Origin of the sequence: Solibacillus sp. FSL K6-1781 (assembly GCF_038630735.1) — a bacterium.
In the GTDB taxonomy this organism is placed as follows: domain Bacteria; phylum Bacillota; class Bacilli; order Bacillales_A; family Planococcaceae; genus Solibacillus; species Solibacillus silvestris.
The window spans coordinates 3,386,263-3,412,650 of the sequence record NZ_CP152038.1 but is presented as its reverse complement, the minus strand read 5'-3'; the positions used below and the strand labels follow the sequence as shown (position 1 = coordinate 3,412,650).

The window sequence follows — 26,388 nt, the reverse complement described above, 5'->3', positions numbered from 1 at the left end:
GAGCATCGGCGCCTGAGACTTTCGTGTAAGACCGTGCCCGTGGAAAGCGTCCGCCGAAACGGAAATCCACGAGTACCAATAGTTAATTCCAAAAGCACAAAATCGTAAGAAACTTTATTTTCTGTTCAAAGGAGGGAAATAATACATGACACAACAAAATGAATTACAACAGCGCGTCCTCGATATGATGAAGGACGATGGCTATAAACCGATGACCGTATCGGAAATTGAAGATGCACTAGAATTAGAAGAAGCGGATGATTTCCGTGAATTAGTCAAAACACTCGTAAAAATGGAAGCACAGGGACAAATCGTGCGCTCCCGTTCAAATCGCTATGGTTTACCGGAACGCATGAACTTACTGCGCGGCCGCTTTATCGGGAACGCGAAAGGATTCGGGTTCGTCGCACCGGAAGAACAAGGCATGGACGATATTTTCATCCCGGCACACGAAGTTAATGGTGCTTTAAATGAAGATACCGTGCTCGTACGTGTATTAAAGGAACAATCAGGTGACCGCCGTGAAGGGACGGTTGTTAAAATCGTCGAACGCAGCAAAACATCATTTGTCGGTACATACCAGGCGAATCGCGGTTTTGGTTTTGTCGTTACAGATGATAAGAAATTGAATATGGATATCTTTATCGCAAAAGAGGATGCACTGGGTGCGGTCGACGGACATAAAGTCGTTGTAGAAGTAACGCACTGGCCGGATGCAACGAAATCTGCGACAGGGATGATCACGAAAATTTTAGGTCATAAAAATGATCCGGGTGTGGACATTTTATCGATCCTGTATAAATACGATATTCCGCCAGAATTCCCACAAGAGGTTGTCCAGGCGGCAATCGACGTACCGGATGAAATTACCGAACAGGACTTAGTCGGACGTCGTGACCTGCGCAATGAAGTTATTGTGACAATCGATGGTGCCGATGCGAAAGACTTGGATGATGCTGTTACCGTTGTAAAAAATGACAATGGCACTTACAAACTGGGTGTACACATTGCCGATGTCAGCTATTATGTGACACAAGGCTCTGTACTGGATCAGGAAGCGTATGAACGCGCGACTTCGGTTTACTTGACGGACCGTGTAATTCCGATGATTCCGCACCGTTTATCAAACGGAATCTGTTCATTGAATCCACAGGTGGACCGTTTAACATTGTCATGTGAAATGACGATTGATCAGGCTGGGCAAGTTGTGAAGCATGAAATTTTCCAAAGTGTGATTAAAACGACGGAGCGTATGACGTATTCGGATGTTTATAACATTTTAGAAAATCCGGACGAAAACCCGGAATTAATGGAGCGCTATGAAAACTTAGTGCCGATGTTCAAAGATATGGCCGATTTAGCGCAAATTCTACGCAACAAACGTATGGCGCGCGGTGCGATCGACTTTGATTTCAAAGAATCAAAAGTACTTGTTAACGAAGACGGCTGGCCGACAGACATCGTGTTACGCGAACGTACTGTTGCAGAGCGTCTGATCGAGGAGTTCATGCTTGCAGCGAACGAAACGATTGCCGAGCATTTCCACTGGATGGAGCTGCCGTTCATCTACCGTATCCACGAAGATCCGAAGCCTGAAAAATTACAACGCTTCTTTGAATTTGTTACAAATTTTGGTATTATGATCAAAGGTACTGGAAATTCGGTACATCCGAAAGCATTGCAGGAAGTTATTCGTTCGATTGAAGGCTTGCCGGAAGAACCGGTTATTTCAACAATGTTGCTGCGTTCGATGCAACAGGCGAAATACTATGCCGAGTCGTTAGGTCACTTCGGTTTATCGACAGAGTTTTATACGCACTTCACATCACCGATCCGTCGTTATCCGGATTTAATCGTCCATCGTTTAATTCGTACGTATTTAGTGAATGGCGATACATCGAAGGAAACGGTTGTACAGTGGAGCGCGGTAATGGATGAAATTGCGGACCATACATCTGGCCGTGAGCGTCGTGCGGTTGAAGCAGAGCGTGATACAGATGCATTGAAAAAAGCGCAGTTTATGTCCGATAAAATTGGGGAAGAGTTCGAAGGGATCGTGTCATCGATTACGAACTTCGGTATTTTCGTAGAGCTTGAAAATACAGTGGAAGGTCTTGTGCATATTTCGAATATGACCGACGACTACTACCGCTTTGAAGACCGTCATATGATGATGATCGGTGAGCGTACTGGCCGCCAGTTCCGCATCGGGGATGAAGTGAAAATCCGTGTGGCGAATGTCGTAATCGAAGAATCTTCGGTTGATTTTGAAATCGTCGATATGGTAAGCAGTCCACGTCCGGCTCGTCGTCAAACATCAAAAGTGATTCATGCAGGTCGCCGAGAAGGCCGTAAAAAAGATGATGAGCGTACAGGCGAAAAACGTGACCGCAAATCACGTGGCGGAAGCAAGGAACGCCCTGAGAAAGCAAAACGTTCAGGCACGTCTGACCGTGATCCACGCGGGCGCCGCAAAGAAGGAAAGTCAGGCGATAAGCCGAAGTTTTACGAAGGCATCGCAAAAGGCAAAAAGAAAAAAAGTAAAAAGAAATAGTAAGGTGTGAAGCTATGATGCATTTTCGGCATCATAGCTCTTAACCTTTAAAATAGAGGTGTAAAACGAATGGCAAAAGGCGCAGGTAAAGTTTTAGCTCAAAACAAAAAAGCGAGCCATGACTACTTCATAGAAGAAACAATTGAAGCCGGGTTGGTACTGACAGGAACGGAGATCAAATCCGTACGTGGTGCCCGTGTCCAGCTGAAGGAAGCGTATATTAGTGTGATGGGCGGAGAAGCATGGGTAAAAAATATGCATATTTCGCCATTCGACCAAGGGAACCGCTACAATCATGACCCATTACGCGAACGCAAGCTGCTCTTACATAAAAAGCAAATCAGTGAATTAGTCGGTGCCGTGAAGCGTGACGGCTATACAATTGTTCCGCTGAAAATGTATATTAAGGACGGCTATGCGAAGTTACTAATCGGTCTTGCAAAAGGTAAAAAAGATTACGATAAACGTCATGATATGAAGAAAAAAGAAGCGAAGCGTGACATGGAACGTGCTTTCAAGGATCGCCAGCAATAACCGGAAATCCGTCGTTTTAAGCGGCATTAATAAATTAACCAAAAGAGATGTGTTAAACGAATTTGTTTATTTTTTAACACATCTCTTTTTTTCGGGCAAAAATAGTGGTTTTCAATCTAAAAAATGGGGGTACAAATGTAAGATGATGTAAACGTAAGATTGAAATAACAGAATTTGAGGTGTTTTAGTCAATGGCAATAGCATATGTAGGGGGATTTCCACAAGTGAATGGATTACGCAACGCAGAACTGGTTGATAAAGTTGTTATTTTAGTTGAAAAGTATAGTGTACATGGGCAATGTTTAGCATTAGTTGAAGAAATAATTGCCGACGAGTATCCGAATTATAATATGATTTTCCAGCAGCAGGTCGGAATGCCGGTAAATGAATATATTACGAAAGTTCGTTTACACAAAGCAGAAGGGTTACTGGAAGATACGGAAATGGACTTCAAGGAAATTTCAAAAATAATTGGCATGAACGGTTACTTTGAATTTACACAACTGTTCAAGCGTTTCCACGGTGTCACACCGGTAGACTACCGCAACCAGATGCATAAACAAGGTTAAGAAAATATTGGCAGTGTACGAGAGAAGCAGATTTACTTGCAAGCTCAGCCGGTTTGTCATATAATTGACTGTACTAGCCAGTGTGTATCTACTCATACGGTACACGTTTTAAAGAGCATTTAGCTCTTTTCCGAACTTAACTCGGGTTTACTACTACTCGGGGACGTTACGGATTCGACAGGGGTGGTTCAAGCTCTGGTCGCGCGTCGGAGGTCTCGTCTTCGTCAACAACGGAAGTTATATAATAACTGGCAAACAACAAAACTTCGCTTTCGCAGCTTAATAGCGCGTAGCACTCAGCCTGTCTATCGCCCATGTAGACTACGCTGGGTTCAACTTAAGTGGGATACGATCGTTGGCACCACCTGAGTCAACGGTAAGAGATTCCCAGGTTAGCGATTCGGACGCCTGTTTGTCGGCATAAGAACTCGCGAATTGCAAGTAGACAAACTACACGCGTAGAAGCCGGTGTATTGGAGCTTCTGGACGTGGGTTCGACTCCCACCGTCTCCATATAATTGAGTCTTGTATAGACTTAAATGATGTTTAAAACCCTTGTATATCAAGGGTTTTTTATTTTTTATATGAATATATTTTTATATAGTATAAAATTTCTTGGAAGTCATTACCATTTTTAATTGGTTCTTAAATTTTGTGTGACCTGTACATTTAGGCTTAGTGCATACCATTTAATGAAATGCAGACTCAAGAGTTAAGGGATTAATGATAAATTTTTTATGTTAAAGAATGAGGTGAGAAGATGGATGTAAAAGATTTTTGGAAAAATAACAAAAAATCGTTGCTTACTAAGAGTGTAGATCAAATTATACATTTCTTTGGGGATGGAAAACTAGCTGATAATAGTAATACATCAAAAGAATTTAGAGAACTATTGAATTTAGTCTCAACAGATATTTTAAAACGATATTGTGAAGAATGCTTAGTAAGTTCTTTTGAAAATAGTGGTTTTGCACTTCAAGATATAATAAATGAAATAGGAATTCGACTTGGATATAAGTGTGAACACGGCGTATATAGAGGTAGAAAAAATATAATAGGTTTTGATGGGATTTGGACAATTAATGAAAATTATAGGTTTTTAGTTGAGGTTAAAACGACAGATACTTATAGAATTAATTTAGATAATTTAGCTCGGTATAGAGAAAAATTAATTGAATCTAAAGAATTAGATGAAAAAAATTCCTCAATTTTAATAGTAGTTGGCAGAAAAGACACTGGAGACCTCGAAGCTCAAATTCGAGGCTCCAAGCATGCATGGGATATTAGATTAATAAGTACAGATGCTCTAATTAAATTAATGTTGGTGAAAGAAAATTTAAATGACCAAAGAACATTTCATCAGATTAACCAAATATTAAAACCTGTAGAATATACAAAAATTGATAAATTAATTGATGTTATTTTTTATACAGCGGAGGATCTACAGCTTGATGAAAATCAGGTCAATGAAGACAATATCTCTCATGACAATAATTTAACTGATTTTACAATTGACAAAATTGAGAATCATTTAAAAACGATACTGGTAAAACAGGGAAGACGAAATTATACAGATACCAAAAATGAAATAAATATAATATCTTTAAATTCGAAAATGTATTCTTTGAAAAATAATAAAGAGAAATATTGGTATTCAATTAGACTTCACCAAAAAGAATTTCTAGATAATGGAGGGACTTCCTATGTTTCATTGGGGTGTGGTACTCCTACAAAAAATGTCTTATTAATTCCCTATAAAGTTTTTAAGGGGATACTTCCATATTTAGGTATTACAAAAAAAGAAAAAGGCGATTTTTACTATCATGTTGAGGTTTATAATTCTAATAGCACTTTTGTAATCAGACAAAATAATCGACCTAATATAGATGTATCTGAATTTTTAATATAGTATAAAATTATTTACTTGTAAAACTTTTACATGTTATAATATTTGTAAAATATGGAAATTTGGGGGATTTATATGCCGACAGTTTATTTGTATAGCAGAAGAGAGCAGGAAGTACAAAGGCAAGCAGGTTTAAATTGGGGATTTTCTAATGGGAATGTTTGTACAGCAGATGCTTATATTGCTTTAAATAAAGATTTTTTTAGACAAAATCCTAATTTCTTTCCATCTCGTAGTAGCACTATTAGCGTATTGTGGGATGACGGTACAAGAATGATTTGTTTACTAGAGGGTTCACAAGAAGTGGATGGTATAGTATATCCTAAACAACTATCTACGTATAATGATAAATCAATTTTAGGTTTATATTTAAGAACTCGATTAGGGGTTTCAGATCTTCATTTGATAACTAGAAATGATTTGAGAAATTACGGTAGAGAAGATATTGATATTTATTACGATGAAATTAACGATATATATCATTTCAATTTTAGTATTTAATCTTTTTTTAATTTCAACAAATTTAATCCATAAAAATTGATCAAAAAAGGGATGACATAAACAATCATCCCTTATTCCTACTTCGGAAAACTTTCTACTCTAGCTTTTTCGAGTAGTTGAAGAATTTTTGCCGCTTGTTTATCTGAGAGTACTTTACCTTGATCAATGGCCATAGCTAATTTTAAAAAGTTAACATCCTGCACATTCCAAATGTTTTCTTGAATCCCCCAGTCATATACACCTGTCCAAAAATCAGACCCATATTCATAAACCTGTAGTAATGCATTTAATTCATTTTCTTTCTTTTGTTCTTTAATAGCGCTATATTCTTGTGTACTTACATACTTTTTATTAACTAATTGATTAATAAAATCTGCATCATAATCAAATCCTATTTCCTTTGCCCAATTCCAAGAGGTTTCCTTTTTAGCCCATTCTGTAACATTTTCAACAGTTCGATCTTCTCTTGTTAGGTGATTATAAACAAGATAAGACACTTGTTGAATTTGTTTTTCCCATCCATAAGGCAAATCCTGGTCTTTCCAAATTTGGTTTAAATCAATTGTAGATTCAGGGAAATCTTTTTCTACTTTATAAAAAATTAAAGATAATGTATAAGCGACAATGTTTGCTTTATAACTGTCGTACCAATCTTGATTACGAATTATTGTATCCGATTTTTTAAAAAGGATGCATAATGCAATAACTTTTCGGTAAAACTCGTCATTTACAAAATCAGGATTTTTATCCCACTGCTTAATCATCCATTCACTGAATTTATTAAAACTTTTTTGAGAACCAGCACTTGCTATGTGTGGTTTTTGAAGATAAATATTGTAATACTTTGCTAAATCCACTTTTTTAAACATTTGATTTTTTGGATTTCTTAATTCAAATTTCTTTTTAGATGTCTCTGTAGCTTTATAGGTTTCCTGTCGATATTGGCCATTTGCACGTTCGTAATACCAATATTTTCCGAATTGAACTCCGTCAACTGCAGGTGCGTGCAATCTCCTAGAAAGCTCTTCTACTTTTCTATGGAACGGGTGGTTAGATGCTAGGTCAGCATCACTTACTTTATTTTGGCTGTTAGCGTATCTAGAGATATTAGGTATTAATTCTTCAGCTGATTTTTGGGAAACAACTGAAACCTTCATGGGTACAAATATCTTTTTAATTTGTTCAATAGAATTAAGTTTAGTATCGTTTTCCCATGAATTTGCGAGAGAAGCGGTTGTTTGACCACCATTTACAATTTGTAATGATTTAAAACCTGTGATTACTAAACCTTCTTTATTTTGAGAGATTTCAATAGCCTCGGCAGTTGCTGCAATCCCATTGTTATAGGCAAAAAACATTTCCGGATTATTAATAATAGTGTTTCGAATGCCTTTATTAACTTTCCCTTTAGTTTGTAAAAACGAACGAACATTTCCTTCTAATAAACGTGACTGATACCTGTTATACATTTTTGCTAATAATTCACCTGGAATATTACATAGATAAGCTTGATAATCATTAGTCTTAGATGCAGGAAGTACTGGTATGCCCTCTGCCTGAAAATCCTCCCAGAGATCAATAATTAATGGTTCTTTACCATTTACAGATTCATCAATAAGTTTCATGCGAGAAAGATCATAAATTGAGTAATCTACTCGAATATTCTTTTCAATAGTACTTTCTATAATATTAATTGCATCCGACTTCACACTATCTGTTAAAATAACTATTTCAAGAATAGTAATCTCAATTTTTTTGTTCAAAATATCATAAGCTAAACCATAACCTTCTGAACTTTCCTCAGCTTCTTTTACAATTTTTTCAACATCAAAATAAAAATATTTTGCACGTTTAAATAATGTATCGGCCTCTGTTTTGGTTAGTGATTTATCTTCAAAATATGCTAAAGAAGGTATAATAAAGATAGTTAATTTATTATCTAACTCATTATAAACATAGCCATCAATTTGTATGGATCGATTACGGCTACCTGTAGTATTAAAATGAAGGTAGTGGAAATCCTCAATAATTTCAGATTGCTCTAACTTCTCACAGTATATTTGAAAAAATGATTCACGATCAGACATATTATCAGATAGTGCCTTCGCTTTTATTTCATTAACTAGTTCGTTTCTATAGGATTTCATTTTTATACCTCAACTTTAAATTGTTTTAATTCAGGCAAAAAGAGATTGTATTCAATATTTTTAATTACCTTCTCAAATTCAATATTCGGTAGTTGCGGGAATTCTTTATTTACTTCAAAAAAATCTATTTGATGAAATACCAAATTTATTTCCTTATACTTTTCGTCTGGAATAAAATTAAGATTCATAAGTTTTCTATCGAATTCTAATTGCAAACTTTGTGACTCAATCAAATTGCTAATTTTATAATACAAATCTAATAAGTTAGTTGAATTCGAATTTGCTAAGCTGCTTTTTTCATAGGATATAATAGTTAAATAACCTAAATTATTAGAAATAAGCTGGCTATTACTGTTTAAATGTATCGTGTCTTTCTTTAAGGATTTTGTCTTCACCTCAAACCATGTATCATTAATACTAAAATCTTTATCAGCTCCTAGAGGTCCACTCCAAGCATTCAAACTATTTACAATCCCATATTTTGCAAACATAAATTCACTTAGAAAATATAATTCACCTGCAAGACCTACTATTTTACTGAAATCTAACATTGAGGTAACTTCTTTTTCAAAAAGTGTTTTCCATGCAATAAATCGTTGTATAAACATTCTTTCTGCAACCAATGAATTATTTATTCCACAAACAGTATTTACCAAATCAGCAACGAGTTTATTAAATACATCTACATATTGTTGTTCTGCAATCGATACTGTCAGTGCCCACAATCCATCGTGCCTTTTATTATATTCAAAAATTAAATACTTACTACTAGTAGTAAAGGAAGGTTTTTTAGATAATTTAACAAACAAACTTGTTCTACCTATATTATCGAACCCTGTGTATAAACCAAAGCTGTGGGTGTTTGGAAGACGTTTATACTTATTTTCTTCAATTTTCATTTTAATACCCCACTAATCATTGAACTCATCATCTTCATCATAATCATCATCCCAATCATTTTGATTAGAACTACCCTCAATAAGTTCCATTTGATAAACCTTATTCACAACGTATTCATAGGTTTCAGATTTAACTCCTTTAATATCAGGAATACCAATACTTATACCTGTAATTAATTTATTTGTTGCATCAACATATTTATCTACCTCAGGATCTAAACCATTTGGTGAACTTAGTAGTTGCACAGGATAAATTACGACTAATGGGTTACGCTCAATGCCAGTATTAAAGTACATATTTTGAGTAGGAGACTTTTGGCCACCTTTTTTATTCTTTTGACCTTGCAAAAGCTGGGATACACTATTTTCAATTAATTTCTTTTCCTCCTGTAGCAGGCCTGTCAATGCGTAATCAGTAGAGCCTAATCTTTTTTTAGATTTAGACATCCTAACATAATGACCTGTTCCAAAAAAGTCAAAAGAACGGGTAATTGGATTAATAGCAATTTCACCAAATATTTTGGGTTCTACATTATTTTTAAGACGATTAGTTGCAACTACAACGTCCCATTTATCAAATAATTTAGAAGTACTTTTCTTAATCTCACCTACAAAAACGCTGTCCTTTGAAAACTCATTCATGTATGGATACTCAACTAATGTTAATAAATCAATAATTGTTTCTTTTGGCACATTTTTAAAAGTCGGCTTTTGGACACCTAAATCGGAAGTGTTCTTCACTGAATAGTGTTTGTTATTTACTAACCAACGTTCGATTACATTGTTATTTGCTTCGATCTCTTCTTTCTTAGAGGGAAGGATCGCTGTTTCAATCATTCGACCATTCAACTGTCTTACAAGCTTTATCTGTTCTGAGTGCCTTAATTTATTTCTTGCAGTCACTATTAACGGTGTATCCTCTGCAGAACGTACTCGTAATCCAAAATCTATAGGACGTTTTTTTTCCCAAGACATACGCTTTATTTCATTTCGTAATTCTTCTGTTGCTTCTGCGATGTGTTCATACCATCCTGCTGACTCAAATGAAGTCCAAAGTCTACATAAATCTGCATATTTATCACGATATCCGAACCAACGTCCCATTTGCATCAAAGTGTCATACATTTTTGTGTTTCGATAAAAATAGCTAATTGTTAAGCCTTCAAGTGTTAATCCACGAGCTAGACTCAAACCACCAATTGCAATTAATCGTAAGCCTTCATCGTATTCTTCGTAGTTCATTCGTTGGGAAGCCGATCCACTATTTACTGTATGGACTTGGATTGGACTAATAGCTTTATAAAGGACTCGTTTTACATCTTCCCATTTTTCTTTAATTCTTACTTTTTTAAATGATTCTAATCCGTAATTTGCAACTTTCTCTTTACCATACTCTTTCTCAAAAAGGGTACGTAATTCCTTAATGAAAGGTTTTTCTTCATCGGCAAGTGCATAATTTTTAATTTGCTCTTTTGCGTAATTAAAGTGATTTCGTACATGCTCTTGTACCTCTTTTTGAACGCTAATAAATCTTGAAACGTGAATAAGCATCGAACGATGTTTATTTTCTTGACCGCGTAAATCACGAACTGCATTTGCAATTAAGAAAAGATTAATTGATTGCTTAAGTGAATCTGGTAGTTCTGAGATGGTTGTACCATTTTTATGTTTCAACTTTAGAATATTTTCCATATCATCATTATGTCTAATCATGTAATTGTATTGACCATTTTCTCGATACATTTGTATCGGTCCGACATAATTTGAAGGTTGCTCTAACAAATAAATAAAATCTTTTGGAAATAAATCATCATTTCCTTCAACACCTAATTGTGGATCAATAAAAATATTTGCAAAAGGTGTTGCAGTAAAGCCTACATAGCTATACTTGTTAAATAATCTTAGCAAATTCCGAATTCCGTTATTAATTGCTGTGGGATCTTTATCAGGATTATTGGTATTAACTGATGCGTTATCTGCCTCATCATCAATTAGCAGTAATGGTAAGTCAATCATACCTGTTGTAGGATCAGCATTTTTTCCTTTAAGCCAATTGTGTAGTTTCTCTAAAATTGATTTATTTTTTTTAATAACGAAAATGACTGGATCTGTTACAGATGACAATTTTACATTAAGTCCCTTTGAATCGAAATCTTTTTCTGTCGTTGTAAAAGATGCTACATTGATATTTTTATACTTACCAACACCTAAAACTGTATTTCTTTTTTTATTTTCAATATTATTCCTACTATCAGCACCTACAAAGCCCTCATCGATCCGCCCTTGCGTTTGTTTTCTCAGCTTTTCAATTGTACCTGTTAACAAAATAATAACTTTGTAACCACTATCCGCAGCTTTATTAATTAAAGCTGTATAATTAGACGTTTTACCAGATTGAACAGAACCAATTACTAGACCTCTACGCTTAAAGCTTGTTGAAGAATGTGGGTCACCAAGAACATCCATAATGTCTTCAGAAGCTTCTTCGATTTTATTAATAACCTTTGAGGGTAATTTTACATCTTTTACAAGATAGCGGTTATATCGATCCCAATAATCAGTTCCACGCTCAGCTTTAGAACTGTGATACCACTTCTTATAATTATCCTCTTTTAAGAGAGTGCCCGTGTCCATTGTTATCTCATAACTTTCTTCTAGATTAGTTAATGCCGCTTCAATATCTGCTCGATCTATCTGAGTGATTTGAAATTTAATTTGAACCATTGGAAGAATAATTTCAAGAGTCTCTTTAATCTTTGCTTCAGTAATTTCTTCAAGTTTATTATTAGGTAGCATTGCAGTTGTAAAATCTTCAATTGCTGTTACAATTTCTTTATTCACTTTGAACTAACTCCTCTTTTAGCATTTGAATAACCTCAGGATATTTTTGGAACATATCAATTGATGACAACATTTTTAAATGTTTAATTTGCTCATCTTTATTACTAGCTAATGTATCGATCGTATTTTTTGCTATCTCGTAAACCTGCTCAATTTCAAGTATTTTATCTTCAAATTGTTCATCTTGTGCAAGGTCGTAATAAACAGCAGAATATGGGAAATTATCTTCAATACTTTTTATAAATCCATCTAAAAGTTTATATTGCTCCTCATTTAATGAGTCTTGTAACGCTTTAAAAATTGGAATGTCACGATTTACTAAGTATTGCATCTTTTCACGATGTTCTATTTTATTCCAGATATGCAGATAACTATCTTGTGTTACTTTTCTTCCACGATATCTATAGACACGCTCACTTTTACCAACTACACGTAGAACAATTTGTTTAAGTTGCTCTTTAATCATACTTGGAATTTGAGCAGATGATTTTTTTACATCAATTTTCCAATATGTATCGATCTTATTTGGAAGATCTATACGTACCTTTGCAAGACGCTTTAATTCCCCGTCACTTAGTAAACGGAACCACTTTCCCCAAATGATTAGTCGATTATTTCTATAAATATAAAGTCCTTGTTTTAAATTTAAATCTTTATATTCATTTAGCATTTGTCTTTCTTTTGCAGAGAGCTTACTAATATAAGGGGTAATATATGGTTTGATTTTTATTGGTATTTGATTTATAAAAAGTGTTTCTTCTTCTAAGGGCTGTGTCGCTTTGTTAGATAATAAGTACGGATCTATTGGCTCTACTGGTCTATTATTAAAAAAAAGTTCAAAATGCTGTCTAAACAATTTATTTTCTAAAAATCTATGAAACACAAGTGCTAAATGTTTATCTGCAAAATTTAGTTTTTCATTGAACTCTTTATCAAAATCCTTTGGCGATTCCGAAATTCTGTCTAAATTCTCCCATAATACAATTGTGCCTGTATCATAGTTATCTAAGGAAGATGAAAATCTAAGATTAGAAATTTCCACCTGAGTATATCTTTTTAAAGTCCAATCCTCAGTTTGATAAATATAGTCTAAATCCCATGTTGCAGCTGAAATTTTGCCTTTATGTTTGGTAATAACAGTAAGCTTTCTACATTGGGACATTGAAGCCATTTTCAAACCTAGCCCAAATCTACCTAAATCAGTTTCTCCTCGCTTTTCTAGGGAGCTACTACTTCCATAACGCATGGCTTTTTCAAGTTCGTCTGTACTCATTCCAATTCCATTATCGATGACAGCTACATATGGAGTGTCGGTATTAGAAAATTTTACATCGACACGGTTTGCGAAATTACTTATTGAGTTGTCAATAATGTCTGCTAATGCCGTTTCAAAGGAGTAACCAATTGAACGTGTAGACTCCACTAAATTTGGTGCGAAAGGAGTTAATATTAAATCCTTCAATATATTTCCTCCTATAATATTTATTATTACTTTTATAATACTAAATTACTAGTATTTTTACACTGTATAATTGTATTTATGTGATAATTTGTAAAATGTGATGATACTGCTAGCTAGGGGGAATAGAGGAGGTATAAACCGTAGTAGAAATTTATTATATCAGATATGATTATAATCGAAAAAGAGGGTTTATATGGAAATTAATTAGTAATCAAATTTAAATGGTAGGGTAAAGAAATTTTCAATTAAAAGATATAAGAATAAATACATAGCTCTTGGAAACCTCTTGTTAACTACTTTTTATCTATAAAATGAGTATGAGTGATTATTTTAGTTATTTTTATATATAAAATAAATATGGAAGTTCTATTCATTTAGCTCTTCCATATTTTAGGGTATGTTACATAATACGACCTCTTTTTAAAAAAGTACCATATATGTTAGCTCGATGGTATTCGAGGTTTGTTAGGGAAGGTTGGAAGAAATCTGTTTTCGGTATGAATATTTGATGACCATTAAAAGAATGTAGGTATTCACTTTCTACCTCGGGGTGAACTTTAATTACATAATCATCATTAATTGTAAAACATCCAACATCAAAAGCCCAATGCATATCGCGATTCATTAAAATGCCATTGTTTGGGGTGTAAAAACCATTATGACTACGTGGGTGGATATGAGCAGCTTGTAAGTTATTGAAGTTCCCAGAACGAATTACTTGATTAGTAACAGCACAGCGACCTTCATATGCTACTTGAACAAAATTTCGGAACATTGCCTGACTATTAAATAAATCTTCTATAGAACGTTCACTGTTATTTAAATGTGATGTAATTCTGGAAGAAACATCTATTGCTGTATTTTCGTTAAAGTACTCCATATTTTGAGTAGGGTTAACATCTATTGGATCTAATATATTATTTATTGCTTGTTCCACTTCTTCTATTTCATCATCCAAAATACCGTAACCGCCCCGTATTGGGTAATTATTTATACAATCGTCGAGATAACGATATAATTTACTTGATCGATTTTTTTCTAAATATGCAAAGTAAACTGTTTCAGATTCATCAATTCCACCGACATTTGTAGTATATATATATGGTTTTAAAACTAAAATGTCATTTGCTTCAAAATAATATGTATCGCCTTCTAAAGCGCGATTTAAGTAAATACGATATTCATCACGAGGCTGTCCACCATTACCACCACCATGGTATTTATCATTATTATATACAAAAGTACAATAATTTCGCTCGAAACGATTTTTATATAAAGGGATAATTGTTAGTATTTGATAATCATTTAATACAGTTTTTGAAAGGTAGGGGAGACTATTTAAAAATTCATTGTTTTTAGTAACCATTAAGTATCGTCCCCTTGCAGGAGTGGGTCTTTGTGGAGTAATACTACCAAGTTCCTGATGACCTAGGCGTTTTAATAAGTATGTCATTTAAACACTTCCTTTTGATATGAATTATATTATACAAAAAAAGGTTCAGGGTTCCAATTAATGGATTCTGAACCTATGAAAAATTAAATTAAAATATTTAGTAAAGCGCTTGCTAATTTAGCTGCAAATTTCGGTGGTACCGCATTTCCAATCATTTTATAATTATCTCCCGTACTAGATATAAATTCATAATTGTCTGGGAATGTTTGAAGTCTTGCAGCTTCACGAACAGTAATGGAACGTGCTTGAGTAGGATCAGGGTGAATATGGCGTAGGCCGTCTTTATATAAATGGGCTGGAATAGTATTACTTGGTTCATTCCATCTCAGTACATGATATTTATGCACATTAGAATGACGACCAGTCATTTCTGTATACAAATGACGCAAGGCCCCGGTACTAACATATTCATTACGTCCACTTTCAATGTCCTCAGCTAAGATTCGAAAAATTTGAATGTCTCGTTCACTATGGAAACGAGGGAAATGGTTGGGGACATCAAAATTATATGTGTGTGATACGTTTTTTCCATTTACTCTTTCCACGGTACCAGTTGGAATGAAATGTGGAAGATCGCTAATAGCATCTCTGACAGTTTGCAGGTCCTCTCTATATAATGGTATAACATTTTCATAGAAATTCTGCAATATTTCTTGATGGTCATCATATAAATCGCGACGTAATCCTATAATAATCACACGTTTACGATTTTGAGGAATACCATATTGGGTAAGGTCAAATTGTGCTTGACGTAAGTCATCTATTATTTCATATCCGGAATTTCGAATTTCTTCGCGTATTAATTCCGTTACAAGTCTACCGTTACCTGGACGAGCACTTAAAATGCCTGGTACGTTTTCAAAAACAAATAATTTTGGCTGATAATGACGGACAAGGCGCATATAACTTTCAAATAAAAAATTTCGATAATCATCTTTCATTCCATTATTATCACGTATGCGTCCAGCGATAGAATATGCTTGGCATGGAGGACCACCGATAATTAAATCTACTTTTTCTCCGTTGATCAAATTATCTAAACCTTGATGTGACTCATATTTAGGATCATTTTGCCAACCGTTGATAAGTTCATCTGTTCGCTGTACATCAAAGTGAATTACTCGCTCACTAGCATCATTTATACCAAAATTATTTCGAAGGTGATTTCTTAAATTATTTACTTGAGGTTTTTCCCATTCTACCGCAGCTAACATATTGTAGTTAGGATTCTGCTCGAAACCTTCTGAGAGCCCTCCACAACCTGCAAAAATATCAATAAAATTCATAATATTAGCTCCTTATTTCAAGTGATCTTTGAGTTTCTTTCCAAGTTCAAATCCAAGTAAAGGAGGTACAGCATTTCCAACTTGACGATATTGTTGAGTTTTATTCCCATAAAATCTAAAGTCATCTGGGAAAGATTGTAACCTCGCATTTTCTCTTACACTAGGAACGCGGTTAAATTCGTAATGAAAGTGATTACGGTGACCAGTATCAATAGTTTTAGATGGTCTATTTCTATGATAACGTGTCCAAGCTTCATTAAATTTACGACTATCACCAACGCCTGGAGGAAGGTCTTTATGATTTCCACCTTCAGGTACTTGAGATATTACTTCAATAACATGATCTGTATGTTTAGTTCCTACATGATTATAAAGTAACTTTGAGTTTTTTCTCATCATTTTTTGATATTTAGATTTAGGCTCATTTCGATACTCACTGACTTCTTCACCCATATCATTTGGGCTAAAGTCGTGAAGATCGCTTATTGCATCCCCAGTTGTTACATAATTATTAGGCGTAAATAATGGTTCGGGGAATTCAAATTCTTGGCCGTTTAATAAACCAATGAAAAATAGTCTTTTTCTAATTTGAGGCACACCATAGTCCGGTGCATATAAAATTTTATCAGTTACTGTATAACCTAATTTAGAAAATTCCTCTATTATAGCAGTTCTTGCTTTACCACCGTATAGAGTTACTAAGCCTGGTACATTCTCAAGGAGAAAAGCTTGTGGTTGAAAAAATTCTACTGCATGAACCATTGCATTAAATAGTCTATTTCTTTCATCATTTTCAATTCGGCTTCCCGTTAATGAAAAACCTTGGCAAGGAGGGCCACCAATAATTAAATCAACTTGTCTATTATTAGTTGCGCTTGCCATTTGCAAGATAGTAGAGTCTTGGAATAAGTCACCATTCATTCCTACAGCTCCATCATGATTTGCTCTAAAGCTTTTTAACGCATCTTCATTATTATCAATGCCTAATAGAACTTCATAACCGGCATCCATAAACCCTCTTGATAGTCCTCCACAGCCACAAAACATATCAATGACTGTCGGTTTTTTGTTCTTCATATAATTTCATCTCCAAAACTTAAAGTCTTACATATAATTGTTGATTTGCACTATTTTTATTTACAACCTCAATTAAATTTTTTAATTGGCCATTCTTTACTTCATTTAAAAATAAGGCACCTAGTGTTCTTCTTTCACCAATGCCTAATCTATTCCATTCATAACCTTTAAATAAATCTTTAACTAGGAATTCTTCTCCTGTTTCTAAGTGTAGAATTTCTGAAATAGCTTGTTTTAAACAGTCCATAGGATCCCTCTTTTCATAAACATAAGCTTATGCATATGATATAATTATTTTAACATAAAGTAAATAGAAGGGAATGTGCGTTCTGTGTTTTTTTACAAAATTGGCTTTAATATATATGAAATGCAATTTGAAGGGTCAAAAATAGAATTACATTCTTCGAGAGATACTATATATGAAGATTTAGCAAATAATCTAGAATGTGAAACTTTAGATTTTCAAGATTATAGTGACCAAATAGTGATGATAGTTGATGAGAATGGGTTTTTTAAAGCATCATTTCCTATTTTCCAAATTATAACCAAGTTTGGAGATACTGTAGAATTAGCTGGAAGTATTATATTTGCTAAGAATATTGAGTCTGAACATAGTACCGATATTGGTGAAATATCAGAAGATGAAATTTTTGATTTGAGGGATAATTTATCAATAAAATTATTAGGTATTACAAGAGGGGTCAAATAATGTTTTATCTTAAAAAACAAAGACACTCTTTTACCTATTAACAAAGGGAAGAAGAGTGTTCTTAATTAATTTCATATTATTTATTTTGCAATGCCTCCAATATAAATTTTTCTGCAGTAAATAAAGCTTTTTCTTTAGATGAGAAGATACCGGTTGCACCATTAATTATTCGATCTTCAATCTCAATAGTATAATCAGCAGAATACTGTTGATTCGTAAATTTTTTTAATGTGATGGAGATATTTAATTCCTCGTAATTAAAAACTTCAACACTATAGACTTCGGCTTCATAAGTACCTAATTCATAAATAATTGATTTTTCTAACCCTATCAAGTAAAATCCTCCATTCATTTGTATTATATATAATTATACGAAGAAATTTTAAGCAATCCTATCATCAGTTTTTGATGATTTATCCGTCAAAAATACTTTTTCAAGCTATTTGTAGGGGAATATTATTATTTTATAATCTAACTCATACTGTAACCCCGCTCTCCCTTTTCTCCACAACAACCTCCCCAATATAATAAGGGAATTCTTTAACTCGCTCCTTCAACATAAACAGATAGATTTCCTCATTTGTTTCGTTATGTAGGATACTCGTGTATTTATGCTGATTATAAATGCTGTGCCATTTTGTAGGTTTGGAGCCGTAAATAGTTGAGTGTAACATTTGGGCATCGTATGGTGTTCTTGCAAAATATAGTGCGTACTTAGTATCTGTAATACTTGTTGCATAAAGTTTAATTCTATTGATGCCGAGCACATCACGCTCATTCATTGCTTTGATTTCAGCGATTTCTTCATTTGTAAATGGTACCTCGTAAATACGCTTTGGATCATCCTCCTTTTGTAAATAGCCTTTCTTTAAAGCAAGGTATATCCAGTAAGCACCAAAGTTTTCTTCGTGTTTTATCATGTCTAACAAAAGGTTATAGACGGTTACTTTAGGCATTAATTTCGCTCCTTGTCCAAATATGACCTGTTTTCTTGTTATAGATGGCTTTTGCTAATCCAGTCGGACCATTGCGGTTTTTCGCAACGATGAATTCCAGTAAATCAGGGGCATCTGTCTTTTCTGTTTCATAATACGAGTTGCGATACAGTAAAATAATGACATCCGCATCTTGCTCGATAGATCCGGAATCACGTAAGTCACTCATTAATGGTCGCTTATTGCTGCGCGCCTCAACATTGCGGTTAAGCTGTGATAGGCAAATAACCGGACAGTTAAACTCCTTTGCCATTTGCTTTAAAGCGCGGCTAATTTTGCCCATCGCCATAGCCGAATGCTCGTAGTCACCATCAGTTTGAATAATTTGTAAGTAATCAATTAATATTACGGGGGTCTTGTTTTGATTTTGCCGAATAATACGGCGTGCCTGGCTACGAATTTGGGGCATCGTTAAACTACTTCTATCATCTAAGTGGATACTCGACTTATTAACATCCTCTAGGACACGCATCCACTTATTCTTTTGTTCCTCCGAAAAGTATTCTTTAGGGTTGCGCATCTTTAAGCGGGAATAGTGACCTGTCGTCGCAATAAGCCTGTCCAGTAAAATGGTTTTACTCATTTCTAAAGAAAAAATGATTGGTAAATGTCCTTGCCAACCTGCTTGTAGGGCGATATTGTTCATGACATCGGTTTTTCCCATTGAAGGTCGGGCAGCTATAATCGTCAATTCGCCTGGTCGGAACCCATCGATTATGGAAGCAAGATCATGAATGTGGGGGACAATAAGCCCTGGTGTATTCACTTCCTCCCAAGGACGATTATGCATCGCGACTAAATTTTGTGTGATGGATGTATCAATCTGATTACCTTCAAGCTGTGTATTATCGAGTCGCTCGATAATTTGAAGAATCGCCCAATCTCCTTCTGCTGCTTGAAATAATATTTGGGCTTTTTGACGCTCACGCCAAATTTCTCGTAACAGTTGAGCATAATCATCAAATTTCTCTACATTGGCAAACATCATGAGCTCAGTCAGATAGGTCACTCCGATTGTTTCCATCTGTTCAAATCGTGCACTCAGCGTTAAGTAATCGACAGGGTGGCCTTCTGTTATGAGTTGCTGCATCAGTATAAAAAGCTGACGATGGTGTTGACCATAAAACATTTCCGGCTTCAGCTGGCTATCCATAATCAAATAGTTTTCTTCAAGCATCGTTGCTAAAATACTCTGCTCCAAAAACTCCAAATTAATCAATAGCATTCACCTTCCTCAAAATCGAGTACGACAGGCTCAAAATCGAAATCATTTTCCTGCTGTCTTGTAAGCGCATCGTTTAAATAGCTTTCAAAATTCCCTGGTCGGAATAATGTGATTGGTCTCAAATATTTGTTCATCTGTGGGTCGTTCTTCCAGTTTCTCACTTGTTCATCAATGACTAAGTAGCAATCTTCTACTGTGTAGCCTTCGTTTAAAATCGCTTTGATAAGTCGGATATTTGTTTTGGAACTTCCATTAAAATTCTTTTTGGCTTTTTCATTCAAATAAAGAATGATGTTTGCAATCACCATATCGTGGTCGGTATTCGATTTCTTCTTTTTCTTCTCGGGCGAGTTTGGCTCTTCAGGAAACAGCTCATCTTGGTTATAAATTTCTGTTTGAAGCAGTTCGTTGAGTTTTTCGTAATTAATCCGGTACCATTTCGTACGGTCTGTATAGAAACGGTTAAATTTGTTTGAGGAAACGATAATTTGATAGTTTTCTAACTTTCTTAAGAGTCTTCGGACTTTAGGAACGTTCCAAAAGAAGCATTGCTTCGACCAATCCTGATAGGTTTGGCAATACCAAATGGATCCCTCTTTACTTACCCCTTCTTTTTCTAATCGGTAACTGAGGTGCTGAAGCAATAATGCTTCTTCAATCCCAATTCTGGCTGACAAGCTCGGTGATACAGGGAAGTGTTCTTCATCCACTAATAATTTCATGTCCCAACCTCCAATTTTTGTTTACTGTCTTGCCCTATATATGTCCTTCGAATTCAAAAAAGGGGACAAGTTATGTAAAATAGTATTTTTCGTTGGAACCATGCTAAGGGGCACAAAGAAAAAATCATACGGTTGCGTTTTAACGCAACAATATATATATTTTTAAATTCTTTAAAAGATTTTAAAGATCTTTATTGAGGGGACTTTTTTGGGCAGGGGGATGGGATTGAAGTGACTTACGAGAAGGGATTTGAGCGGCAAATGAGAGGGGGATTATTTGTCAGAGGGATATACAAGAAATAGCTCAGGATTTTAATTTTGGAAAATGACGATAATTCTATTTTGAAATAATAAATCATAATAGAACATTATTAAGTATGTGCTTTACCTTAACTAAAGAAACCTGGGGGCGATAAGTTGTAAAAATGAGTATAAATGAATCTAATCTGATACTAGCCCAAGAACATCATGGTAATGTTATTTCCAGAATAAAACTAATGAGTTGAGACAAAACTATGAGCAAGTATGACTGTACCTGATACAACAAACTTGTGATAATATGGAGGCATAAAATGAGCTCAGATAAAGACGACTTTTTGGATTCAATTGATCCTATAGAGAGAAGTAATTTGATAAAGGTTATTAACGGTACATTTGAAAAGCTTGATCGACAATTCATAGATGAGTTAGTTGAAATGGAAGACTTTTTTTATGAGGGAGATGAAGATGCTTTAAATTTTGAAAGTCATAAGAATACCATGACATTAGAATATATTAACAAGTGTGAGGTACCTGAAGAGTGTGATCTTGAAGAGAGTGTGTTTGATTTATCACGAAAAATTGTCCACTTTATCTTTAGAAACGGAATTATTGAAGATATGCATGCCGGTAAATACGGTTATGATGAGTACTCTAAGATTCCTGAAAATACACCATTAGAAGTCATTAGCCAACTGTCTAATAAAGATATGATGGCTTTAAATAAGTACATGATGGACCGAGTAGGTTATATTCTTCATTTAATACAAAATGCGGAGTATACGAAGCTTCATTATATATTGGATCAAGAAAAATATAACGGAAGTGACTGGGATCGTCCGGATATAGAAAAAATAGAGAAGGATACAGAAGACTTAATGTTAATCGAGTTTTCTCGTCATAAGGATATAAATAATTAAACCCGAGTATATCTTGATTTTATCAGGATGTACTTTTTTGCTTTAATTAACACAGTGATTATGGCAATCTAATACTGAGACTATAAATGAAAGAATTAGGTGAAAACAGCATGATAAGACGACCGTTAATTATTGACACAGATCCAGGCATTGATGATGCAATGATGCTGACAGTAGCATTTGCTAATAAGGATATTTTTGATATTCGTTTAGTAACGACTGCATCTGGAAATATTTCGCAAAATAAGGCGAATTACAATGCACATGCATTTTTAAATTATATTGGAGAAGACGTTACGATTGCACGAGGGCTTGAGCAACCGATGTTCCGAAAGCTTGAAGTAGCAGAGGAGATTCATGGTGCATTTGGTTTTGGAAAAGTAGAGTTTCCGAAAGTGGAAGTACCGGCAAATGTCCGTCCAGCAGTTGCAGCTATGCGTGAAACGATTTTAGCGAGTGAGGAGAAGGTAACGATTGTTGCGACAGGTCCTTTAACAAATGTCGGAGCATTATTACTCGCTCACCCTGAAGTAAAGGATAACATTGAAACGATTTCTTGGATGGGTGGCGCAGCTCAAGGTGGCAATAAAACAGCCGTTGCCGAATTTAACGCCTTTGTCGATCCGCATGCCGCTCAAATTGTGATGCAATCAGGCGTACCGATGAGCATGTGCGGGTTGGATGTGACTCACAAAGCATTCGTTACACAACCTGAGGCGGAAAAAATTCTAGACATCGGTACAGAATTTGCGCAAAAGGCTTATGATCTTGTGACATACTATTTGGATGTAGCGAAACCAACACCTTTTAGTGAGCCGCATTATGCCGATGTGCTCCGCTTCCATGATGTTTCTGCCATCATGTATTTACTGCATCCTGAGTTTTTCAAAGGAACAGACTACTATGTAGAAATGTCGACAGAGGGTATCACAACAGGTGCAACAGTCGTAGATTTACACAATTCAACAGGCAATACACCAAACGTGCACGTATTGCATGATGTGGACCGCGAAGCATTTGTTAAAGTATTTATGGATGCTGTCCAGACAATTTCAGATAGATTATCATAAGAGCCACTAATCTTTTCAACGGTATCTGATAAATTATATGCGAAAACGAAAAACGTTGTTAAAAGCAGTATTTTCATCTTAGGTCCAGTATTAGCGCTAAGTGGTATTTTCTATTTTGTTGAAACATTGATGTCATCAGTTGTACTTGCCATTGCGTTTCTATCGCTAGCACTCAGTTTAGGATGTCTGACACTTGTTTTGCGTCCTGCCATTTTAGTAGATTTGGTAGACAAAAAAGACATCGGTAAAGTACAAGGATGGTTTCTAATCTTCAAAGATCATTATTCATTTTAGAGGCGGTATGAAGCATAAATCTATATACAAATATCATTCCCAAGTTAAGTTGTGGACGCAGAAAATCAATCTTCAACAATCAGGCGCGATTCTTCAATAAGAAGATCGCGTTTTTCCGTTATAGGGCCATATTGTGGAGCAACATTTTTTTCTTGGGGAGTGTTAGAAAATATTTAGATTTATAACGATAAAAGAATGGCAATACAAGTTTTTATGCAAATTAAAGATTATACCCAACTAGTATAAAATCCTTTATATCAAGAGTTTCAGCTGACTGTATAAAATATCGTATAAATAATGTGATACAAAAAAGTCGAGAACGCTGTTAAATTAACGTTTTCGACTTTTGTAAACTGCCCAAACTTTGATTTGGGACCGTTATTAGGTTTAGTTATGTGTACGTTATAAAAACTTGTTACTAAAATACTCATGAAAGAAAAGAAGACTTATTTAACTTCAATTACAAAGACATAACCCGAACTTCCCTTTTCCCAATTTGCAGAAACACTATAAATATAAACACCCTTTTCTTTTGGCACTACTAGTACATTGTCATTTAATGGGGCATTTTCCGTTTCCCCGTTACTAAGCCATAAAGATGCATTCAACGTATTTTCTAGAGGTTTACGATTAAATTCTATTTTTAATTTAGCTTCAGGTGATACAATAACAGGTTTAAGTTCGTGATGTTTAATAATATCTGGTGGCGAAATCATATCAACACATTGTGCATTAATAAGCCCACGCCAACAATAAGAACCTTGTGCCACTTTTACAGTATTATTTTCAATAGTTATGGTTGGTTTAGGTGGTTTAAGGTTAGATCCAAAATAAATACCACCTACTAGCACAACTACAGCTAATAAAGAAATTAATATCTTTTTCATACATTTCCCCCCTCGTAAACATAGACGTGTAGAATTCCCCTAATGTTACACATATCGCTTTGGGCTGTTATTGTAAGCTGATCATAACCTTATAATGGCATTCGTTATTCCACAAACGAGCGCGATTCTTCAATAAGAAGATCGCGTTTTTCCGTTATAGGGCCAGATTGTGGAATAAAATTCTTTTAGGCAGTACTACTAAACGATGTTTTGGGAAGGTTAAAGGAATTTATTGAACTCTGCTAGAAATACTAATATAACAACTTAGGAGGTGTTCAGATGCCTAGAAAAGTAACACCAGAACAGGAAAGAGAGCGTTTATATCGAGAAGAACAAACGAGGAATCCAGCTGGAAATTTCAATGATAATCTAAATCGCACACAAGCAGGTACGCCTAATACTTCTGGAATGAGTATCAAAGAAATCGGAGTATTAATTATAATCATCCTTGTAATTTTTATTGTATATAGTATATATAAGTCATTGTAATCCCCATTTGAAAGTACGGGGACACTGAATAACTATCTTCAACAATCGGGCGCGTTTATGGAGTAACGCTGTAGAAAATGATCTAATTTTTTTATAATAAAAAATGCTAAATAAGCATCCATTATATTTCAAAATGGATGCTTCTTATTAATCTAAATTAAGGTTTTACGAGGTATTTTTGTTCTTTTATTTTAAAGCTACATCGTGAGCAATTTCATTTCATAATCCAAACTTGTCGTTGTTTTAATCGTATTGTCAGTCTCTTCAGTAACATTTGGAAAGATAGTTTTATCTATAGCATATTGCTTTAACTTTAAGTAATGAGCTATCGGGAAATCAGCTCCACCCCACATTTCCGAATAACCGACTAAACCAAACTCTCTCAGAAGAGATTCCAAACTTCCTACTATTGATGATACGAATTCATCATAATTACATGAAAATTTCACATCAATGAATGGACGATGCCTTCTACTGTCATCTTCATATTGCTTCACTGTAAGAAAAAGATTTTTCTCATCACTTTTTATGTCGGAAATTTTAAAATCCCACTCAACTAAACCTGGCTCTTGATGCCAACTACATTCTGTTTCATCTTCATAATAATCTGGATCAACGTCGGGATTCAATCGCACGATAGCTTCTAAAAATTCTTTTAATGCATCAGAAATCCAACTAACCTCAAAAGTAAATTGTTGATTTGACACTTCTAGTTCGCATATAGCCCAACCTGCACTCGTAATTTTATAATTAAATTTCAACGTACTCACCTTTTCAATCGGTAATGATTTTAATTTATTGTTTTGTTAGAGTAAAATATGCTACTCCAATTATCAAAGTATAACTAAATCTTTGTAAATAAAGCTAGTACAGTCCTGTTATTGAATAAAAAACAGCTAAGACAATAAACTCTCTTAGCTGCTGGCTGAAGGTTCCCTAAATTGTATTTGGTAACATTTTGTCCCTAACTTTGTAAATCTGTATGGTGCAATCCTTTTTCCACAATCGGGCGCGATCCTTCAATAAGAAGATTGCGTTTTTCCGTTATAGGGCCATTTAATTGAATAGGAATTAATAGTTTAATTGAATATTTATTAAATAGGAAAATTTGGTTGTCATAGAAGATTACCAATACACAGATTATGAATCTAAATTCTATTAGTCGTATTTATCTTTACGATAACTCTCAACTCTATTAAAAGTAAGTAATTAAAAACTTTACTATTACTTTTTTGAAACGAAATAAAATAAAACAACAAGCCTTATCCAATAAATAAGGCTTGTTTGTACTTCTTAAGTCCCATTTTATATGAAGTCTAATAACTCATAAAAATTTAGTATTACTTTCTGTATAATAAAAATAGGAATATTTCAATATTAAATTATACATATAATAAAATAGGGCAGGTGTTGAAAATTGAAAGAAAGAAACAAAAGAATGAGAAAAACGAATTACATATTAACATTACTCTTTGATTGAGCATTAAATTTTTTAATTAATTAAACATAATGTGAAGTTTATAAAAACTTGGATCATACTAAACCTTAAATTATTTTTATAGTTAAAATGACTTTCGTTAGTATAAAAAG

The 26,388-nt window shown here is 34.5% G+C and carries 24 protein-coding genes and 1 other RNA gene; 11 read left to right on the top strand and 14 right to left on the bottom strand.

Translation table 11 applies throughout. From position 1 onward, the window contains the following. The first annotated feature begins 145 nt into the window (after window positions 1–145). The 6 genes from rnr (at window position 146) to MHH37_RS17270 (ending at window position 6,064) form a co-directional block, all read left to right on the top strand. Window positions 146–2,554 carry a ribonuclease R gene (gene rnr / locus MHH37_RS17295; protein ID WP_342574025.1) on the top strand — a complete coding sequence of 803 codons (2,409 nt, stop codon included), beginning with the start codon at window positions 146–148 and terminating at the stop codon, window positions 2,552–2,554. A 69-nt stretch (window positions 2,555–2,623) separates the two neighbouring features. Beyond that, complete coding sequence (gene smpB, locus MHH37_RS17290) at window positions 2,624–3,088, top strand: SsrA-binding protein SmpB (protein ID WP_014822816.1); 465 nt, start codon at window positions 2,624–2,626, stop codon at window positions 3,086–3,088. A gap of 191 nt (window positions 3,089–3,279) precedes the next feature. Then, window positions 3,280–3,657, top strand: coding sequence for an AraC family transcriptional regulator (locus MHH37_RS17285; RefSeq protein ID WP_342574022.1), 378 nt, complete (start codon window positions 3,280–3,282; stop codon window positions 3,655–3,657). Between the two features lie 159 nt (window positions 3,658–3,816). Beyond that, window positions 3,817–4,173: a transfer-messenger RNA gene (gene ssrA / locus MHH37_RS17280) on the top strand. Between the two features lie 244 nt (window positions 4,174–4,417). Next, entirely contained in the window at window positions 4,418–5,566 is a 1,149-nt protein-coding gene (locus tag MHH37_RS17275; RefSeq protein WP_342574021.1) for a hypothetical protein, read from the top strand. A gap of 72 nt (window positions 5,567–5,638) precedes the next feature. After that, on the top strand, window positions 5,639–6,064 hold the full coding sequence (locus MHH37_RS17270; RefSeq protein ID WP_342574019.1) for a hypothetical protein: 426 nt from the start codon (window positions 5,639–5,641) through the stop codon (window positions 6,062–6,064). Between the two features lie 77 nt (window positions 6,065–6,141). Here the strand turns inward: MHH37_RS17270 and MHH37_RS17265 are convergent, their stop codons facing one another. From MHH37_RS17265 to MHH37_RS17230, 8 genes are all read right to left on the bottom strand, one after another. Beyond that, complete coding sequence (locus MHH37_RS17265; RefSeq protein ID WP_342574017.1) at window positions 6,142–8,211, bottom strand: AIPR family protein; 2,070 nt, start codon at window positions 8,209–8,211, stop codon at window positions 6,142–6,144. Between the two features lie 2 nt (window positions 8,212–8,213). Continuing rightward, on the bottom strand, window positions 8,214–9,110 hold the full coding sequence (locus tag MHH37_RS17260) for a PD-(D/E)XK motif protein (RefSeq protein ID WP_342574016.1): 897 nt from the start codon (window positions 9,108–9,110) through the stop codon (window positions 8,214–8,216). A gap of 12 nt (window positions 9,111–9,122) precedes the next feature. Next, on the bottom strand, window positions 9,123–11,951 hold the full coding sequence (locus MHH37_RS17255) for a Z1 domain-containing protein (RefSeq protein WP_342574014.1): 2,829 nt from the start codon (window positions 11,949–11,951) through the stop codon (window positions 9,123–9,125). Next, a complete protein-coding gene (locus tag MHH37_RS17250) occupies window positions 11,944–13,413 on the bottom strand; it encodes an ATP-binding protein (protein ID WP_342574013.1) in 1,470 nt (489 codons plus the stop codon). The genes MHH37_RS17255 and MHH37_RS17250 overlap by 8 nt, the downstream gene beginning before the upstream one ends. A gap of 400 nt (window positions 13,414–13,813) precedes the next feature. After that, complete coding sequence (locus tag MHH37_RS17245) at window positions 13,814–14,866, bottom strand: HNH endonuclease (RefSeq protein ID WP_342574011.1); 1,053 nt, start codon at window positions 14,864–14,866, stop codon at window positions 13,814–13,816. Window positions 14,867–14,949: 83 nt separating this feature from the next. Next, window positions 14,950–16,152: a DNA cytosine methyltransferase gene (locus tag MHH37_RS17240; protein ID WP_342574010.1), complete on the bottom strand. Its 1,203-nt coding sequence runs from the start codon at window positions 16,150–16,152 to the stop codon at window positions 14,950–14,952. A 12-nt stretch (window positions 16,153–16,164) separates the two neighbouring features. Beyond that, window positions 16,165–17,229 (bottom strand): DNA cytosine methyltransferase, encoded by a 1,065-nt coding sequence (locus MHH37_RS17235; protein WP_342574008.1) that lies wholly within the window; start codon window positions 17,227–17,229, stop codon window positions 16,165–16,167. 19 nt (window positions 17,230–17,248) lie between these two features. After that, complete coding sequence (locus MHH37_RS17230; RefSeq protein WP_342574006.1) at window positions 17,249–17,476, bottom strand: single-stranded DNA-binding protein; 228 nt, start codon at window positions 17,474–17,476, stop codon at window positions 17,249–17,251. A gap of 75 nt (window positions 17,477–17,551) precedes the next feature. On the opposite strand from MHH37_RS17230, the gene MHH37_RS17225 reads away from it, so the two are divergent. Next, window positions 17,552–17,938, top strand: coding sequence for a hypothetical protein (locus tag MHH37_RS17225; protein WP_342574005.1), 387 nt, complete (start codon window positions 17,552–17,554; stop codon window positions 17,936–17,938). A 76-nt stretch (window positions 17,939–18,014) separates the two neighbouring features. Here MHH37_RS17225 and MHH37_RS17220 read toward each other — a convergent pair whose 3' ends face one another. The 4 genes from MHH37_RS17220 to MHH37_RS17205 all read right to left on the bottom strand — a co-directional run bounded on the left by MHH37_RS17220 (window position 18,015) and on the right by MHH37_RS17205 (window position 20,880). Beyond that, on the bottom strand, window positions 18,015–18,272 hold the full coding sequence (locus MHH37_RS17220) for a hypothetical protein (protein WP_342574003.1): 258 nt from the start codon (window positions 18,270–18,272) through the stop codon (window positions 18,015–18,017). Between the two features lie 142 nt (window positions 18,273–18,414). Continuing rightward, window positions 18,415–18,894, bottom strand: coding sequence for a hypothetical protein (locus MHH37_RS17215; protein WP_342574001.1), 480 nt, complete (start codon window positions 18,892–18,894; stop codon window positions 18,415–18,417). Beyond that, a complete protein-coding gene (locus MHH37_RS17210) occupies window positions 18,887–20,158 on the bottom strand; it encodes a replicative DNA helicase (RefSeq protein WP_342573998.1) in 1,272 nt (423 codons plus the stop codon). Before MHH37_RS17210 ends, MHH37_RS17215 begins: the two co-directional genes overlap by 8 nt. Continuing rightward, a complete protein-coding gene (locus MHH37_RS17205; protein ID WP_342573996.1) occupies window positions 20,149–20,880 on the bottom strand; it encodes a conserved phage C-terminal domain-containing protein in 732 nt (243 codons plus the stop codon). The genes MHH37_RS17210 and MHH37_RS17205 overlap by 10 nt, the downstream gene beginning before the upstream one ends. Window positions 20,881–21,452: 572 nt before the next feature. Between MHH37_RS17205 and MHH37_RS17200 the strand changes: the two genes are divergently transcribed. The 3 genes from MHH37_RS17200 (at window position 21,453) to MHH37_RS17190 (ending at window position 23,422) form a co-directional block, all read left to right on the top strand. Then, on the top strand, window positions 21,453–22,058 hold the full coding sequence (locus MHH37_RS17200; protein WP_342573994.1) for a hypothetical protein: 606 nt from the start codon (window positions 21,453–21,455) through the stop codon (window positions 22,056–22,058). Window positions 22,059–22,168: 110 nt separating this feature from the next. Next, window positions 22,169–23,128 carry a nucleoside hydrolase gene (locus tag MHH37_RS17195; protein ID WP_342573993.1) on the top strand — a complete coding sequence of 320 codons (960 nt, stop codon included), beginning with the start codon at window positions 22,169–22,171 and terminating at the stop codon, window positions 23,126–23,128. 129 nt (window positions 23,129–23,257) lie between these two features. Then, window positions 23,258–23,422, top strand: coding sequence for a hypothetical protein (locus MHH37_RS17190; RefSeq protein WP_342573991.1), 165 nt, complete (start codon window positions 23,258–23,260; stop codon window positions 23,420–23,422). Window positions 23,423–23,868: 446 nt separating this feature from the next. Here MHH37_RS17190 and MHH37_RS17185 read toward each other — a convergent pair whose 3' ends face one another. Beyond that, a complete protein-coding gene (locus MHH37_RS17185; protein ID WP_008405454.1) occupies window positions 23,869–24,309 on the bottom strand; it encodes a hypothetical protein in 441 nt (146 codons plus the stop codon). 279 nt (window positions 24,310–24,588) lie between these two features. Between MHH37_RS17185 and MHH37_RS17180 the strand changes: the two genes are divergently transcribed. Next, the gene (locus MHH37_RS17180) at window positions 24,589–24,798 is read left to right on the top strand and encodes a DUF6366 family protein (protein WP_342573989.1); all 210 of its coding nucleotides are present in this window, start codon (window positions 24,589–24,591) and stop codon (window positions 24,796–24,798) included. A 197-nt stretch (window positions 24,799–24,995) separates the two neighbouring features. On the opposite strand, the gene MHH37_RS17175 is transcribed toward MHH37_RS17180, so the two are convergent. Then, a complete protein-coding gene (locus tag MHH37_RS17175) occupies window positions 24,996–25,559 on the bottom strand; it encodes a hypothetical protein (RefSeq protein ID WP_342573988.1) in 564 nt (187 codons plus the stop codon). Window positions 25,560–26,388: the final 829 nt, after the last annotated feature.

Excerpts from the sequence above, each read along its gene's own strand:
- MHH37_RS17235 (WP_342574008.1), bottom strand. The coding sequence starts at position 17,229 with ATGAAGAACAAAAAACCGACAGTCATTGATATGTTTTGTGGCTGTGGA.
- MHH37_RS17185 (WP_008405454.1), bottom strand. The coding sequence starts at position 24,309 with ATGAAAAAGATATTAATTTCTTTATTAGCTGTAGTTGTGCTAGTAGGT.
- MHH37_RS17205 (WP_342573996.1), bottom strand. The coding sequence starts at position 20,880 with ATGAAATTATTAGTGGATGAAGAACACTTCCCTGTATCACCGAGCTTG.
- MHH37_RS17275 (WP_342574021.1), top strand. The coding sequence starts at position 4,418 with ATGGATGTAAAAGATTTTTGGAAAAATAACAAAAAATCGTTGCTTACT.
- MHH37_RS17180 (WP_342573989.1), top strand. The coding sequence starts at position 24,589 with ATGCCTAGAAAAGTAACACCAGAACAGGAAAGAGAGCGTTTATATCGA.
- MHH37_RS17215 (WP_342574001.1), bottom strand. The coding sequence starts at position 18,894 with ATGCCTAAAGTAACCGTCTATAACCTTTTGTTAGACATGATAAAACAC.
- smpB (WP_014822816.1), top strand. The coding sequence starts at position 2,624 with ATGGCAAAAGGCGCAGGTAAAGTTTTAGCTCAAAACAAAAAAGCGAGC.
- MHH37_RS17190 (WP_342573991.1), top strand. The coding sequence starts at position 23,258 with ATGTCATCAGTTGTACTTGCCATTGCGTTTCTATCGCTAGCACTCAGT.
- MHH37_RS17200 (WP_342573994.1), top strand. The coding sequence starts at position 21,453 with ATGAGCTCAGATAAAGACGACTTTTTGGATTCAATTGATCCTATAGAG.
- MHH37_RS17270 (WP_342574019.1), top strand. The coding sequence starts at position 5,639 with ATGCCGACAGTTTATTTGTATAGCAGAAGAGAGCAGGAAGTACAAAGG.
- MHH37_RS17260 (WP_342574016.1), bottom strand. The coding sequence starts at position 9,110 with ATGAAAATTGAAGAAAATAAGTATAAACGTCTTCCAAACACCCACAGC.
- MHH37_RS17210 (WP_342573998.1), bottom strand. The coding sequence starts at position 20,158 with ATGCTATTGATTAATTTGGAGTTTTTGGAGCAGAGTATTTTAGCAACG.
- rnr (WP_342574025.1), top strand. The coding sequence starts at position 146 with ATGACACAACAAAATGAATTACAACAGCGCGTCCTCGATATGATGAAG.
- MHH37_RS17245 (WP_342574011.1), bottom strand. The coding sequence starts at position 14,866 with ATGACATACTTATTAAAACGCCTAGGTCATCAGGAACTTGGTAGTATT.
- MHH37_RS17230 (WP_342574006.1), bottom strand. The coding sequence starts at position 17,476 with ATGGACTGTTTAAAACAAGCTATTTCAGAAATTCTACACTTAGAAACA.
- MHH37_RS17285 (WP_342574022.1), top strand. The coding sequence starts at position 3,280 with ATGGCAATAGCATATGTAGGGGGATTTCCACAAGTGAATGGATTACGC.
- MHH37_RS17240 (WP_342574010.1), bottom strand. The coding sequence starts at position 16,152 with ATGAATTTTATTGATATTTTTGCAGGTTGTGGAGGGCTCTCAGAAGGT.
- MHH37_RS17195 (WP_342573993.1), top strand. The coding sequence starts at position 22,169 with ATGATAAGACGACCGTTAATTATTGACACAGATCCAGGCATTGATGAT.
- MHH37_RS17265 (WP_342574017.1), bottom strand. The coding sequence starts at position 8,211 with ATGAAATCCTATAGAAACGAACTAGTTAATGAAATAAAAGCGAAGGCA.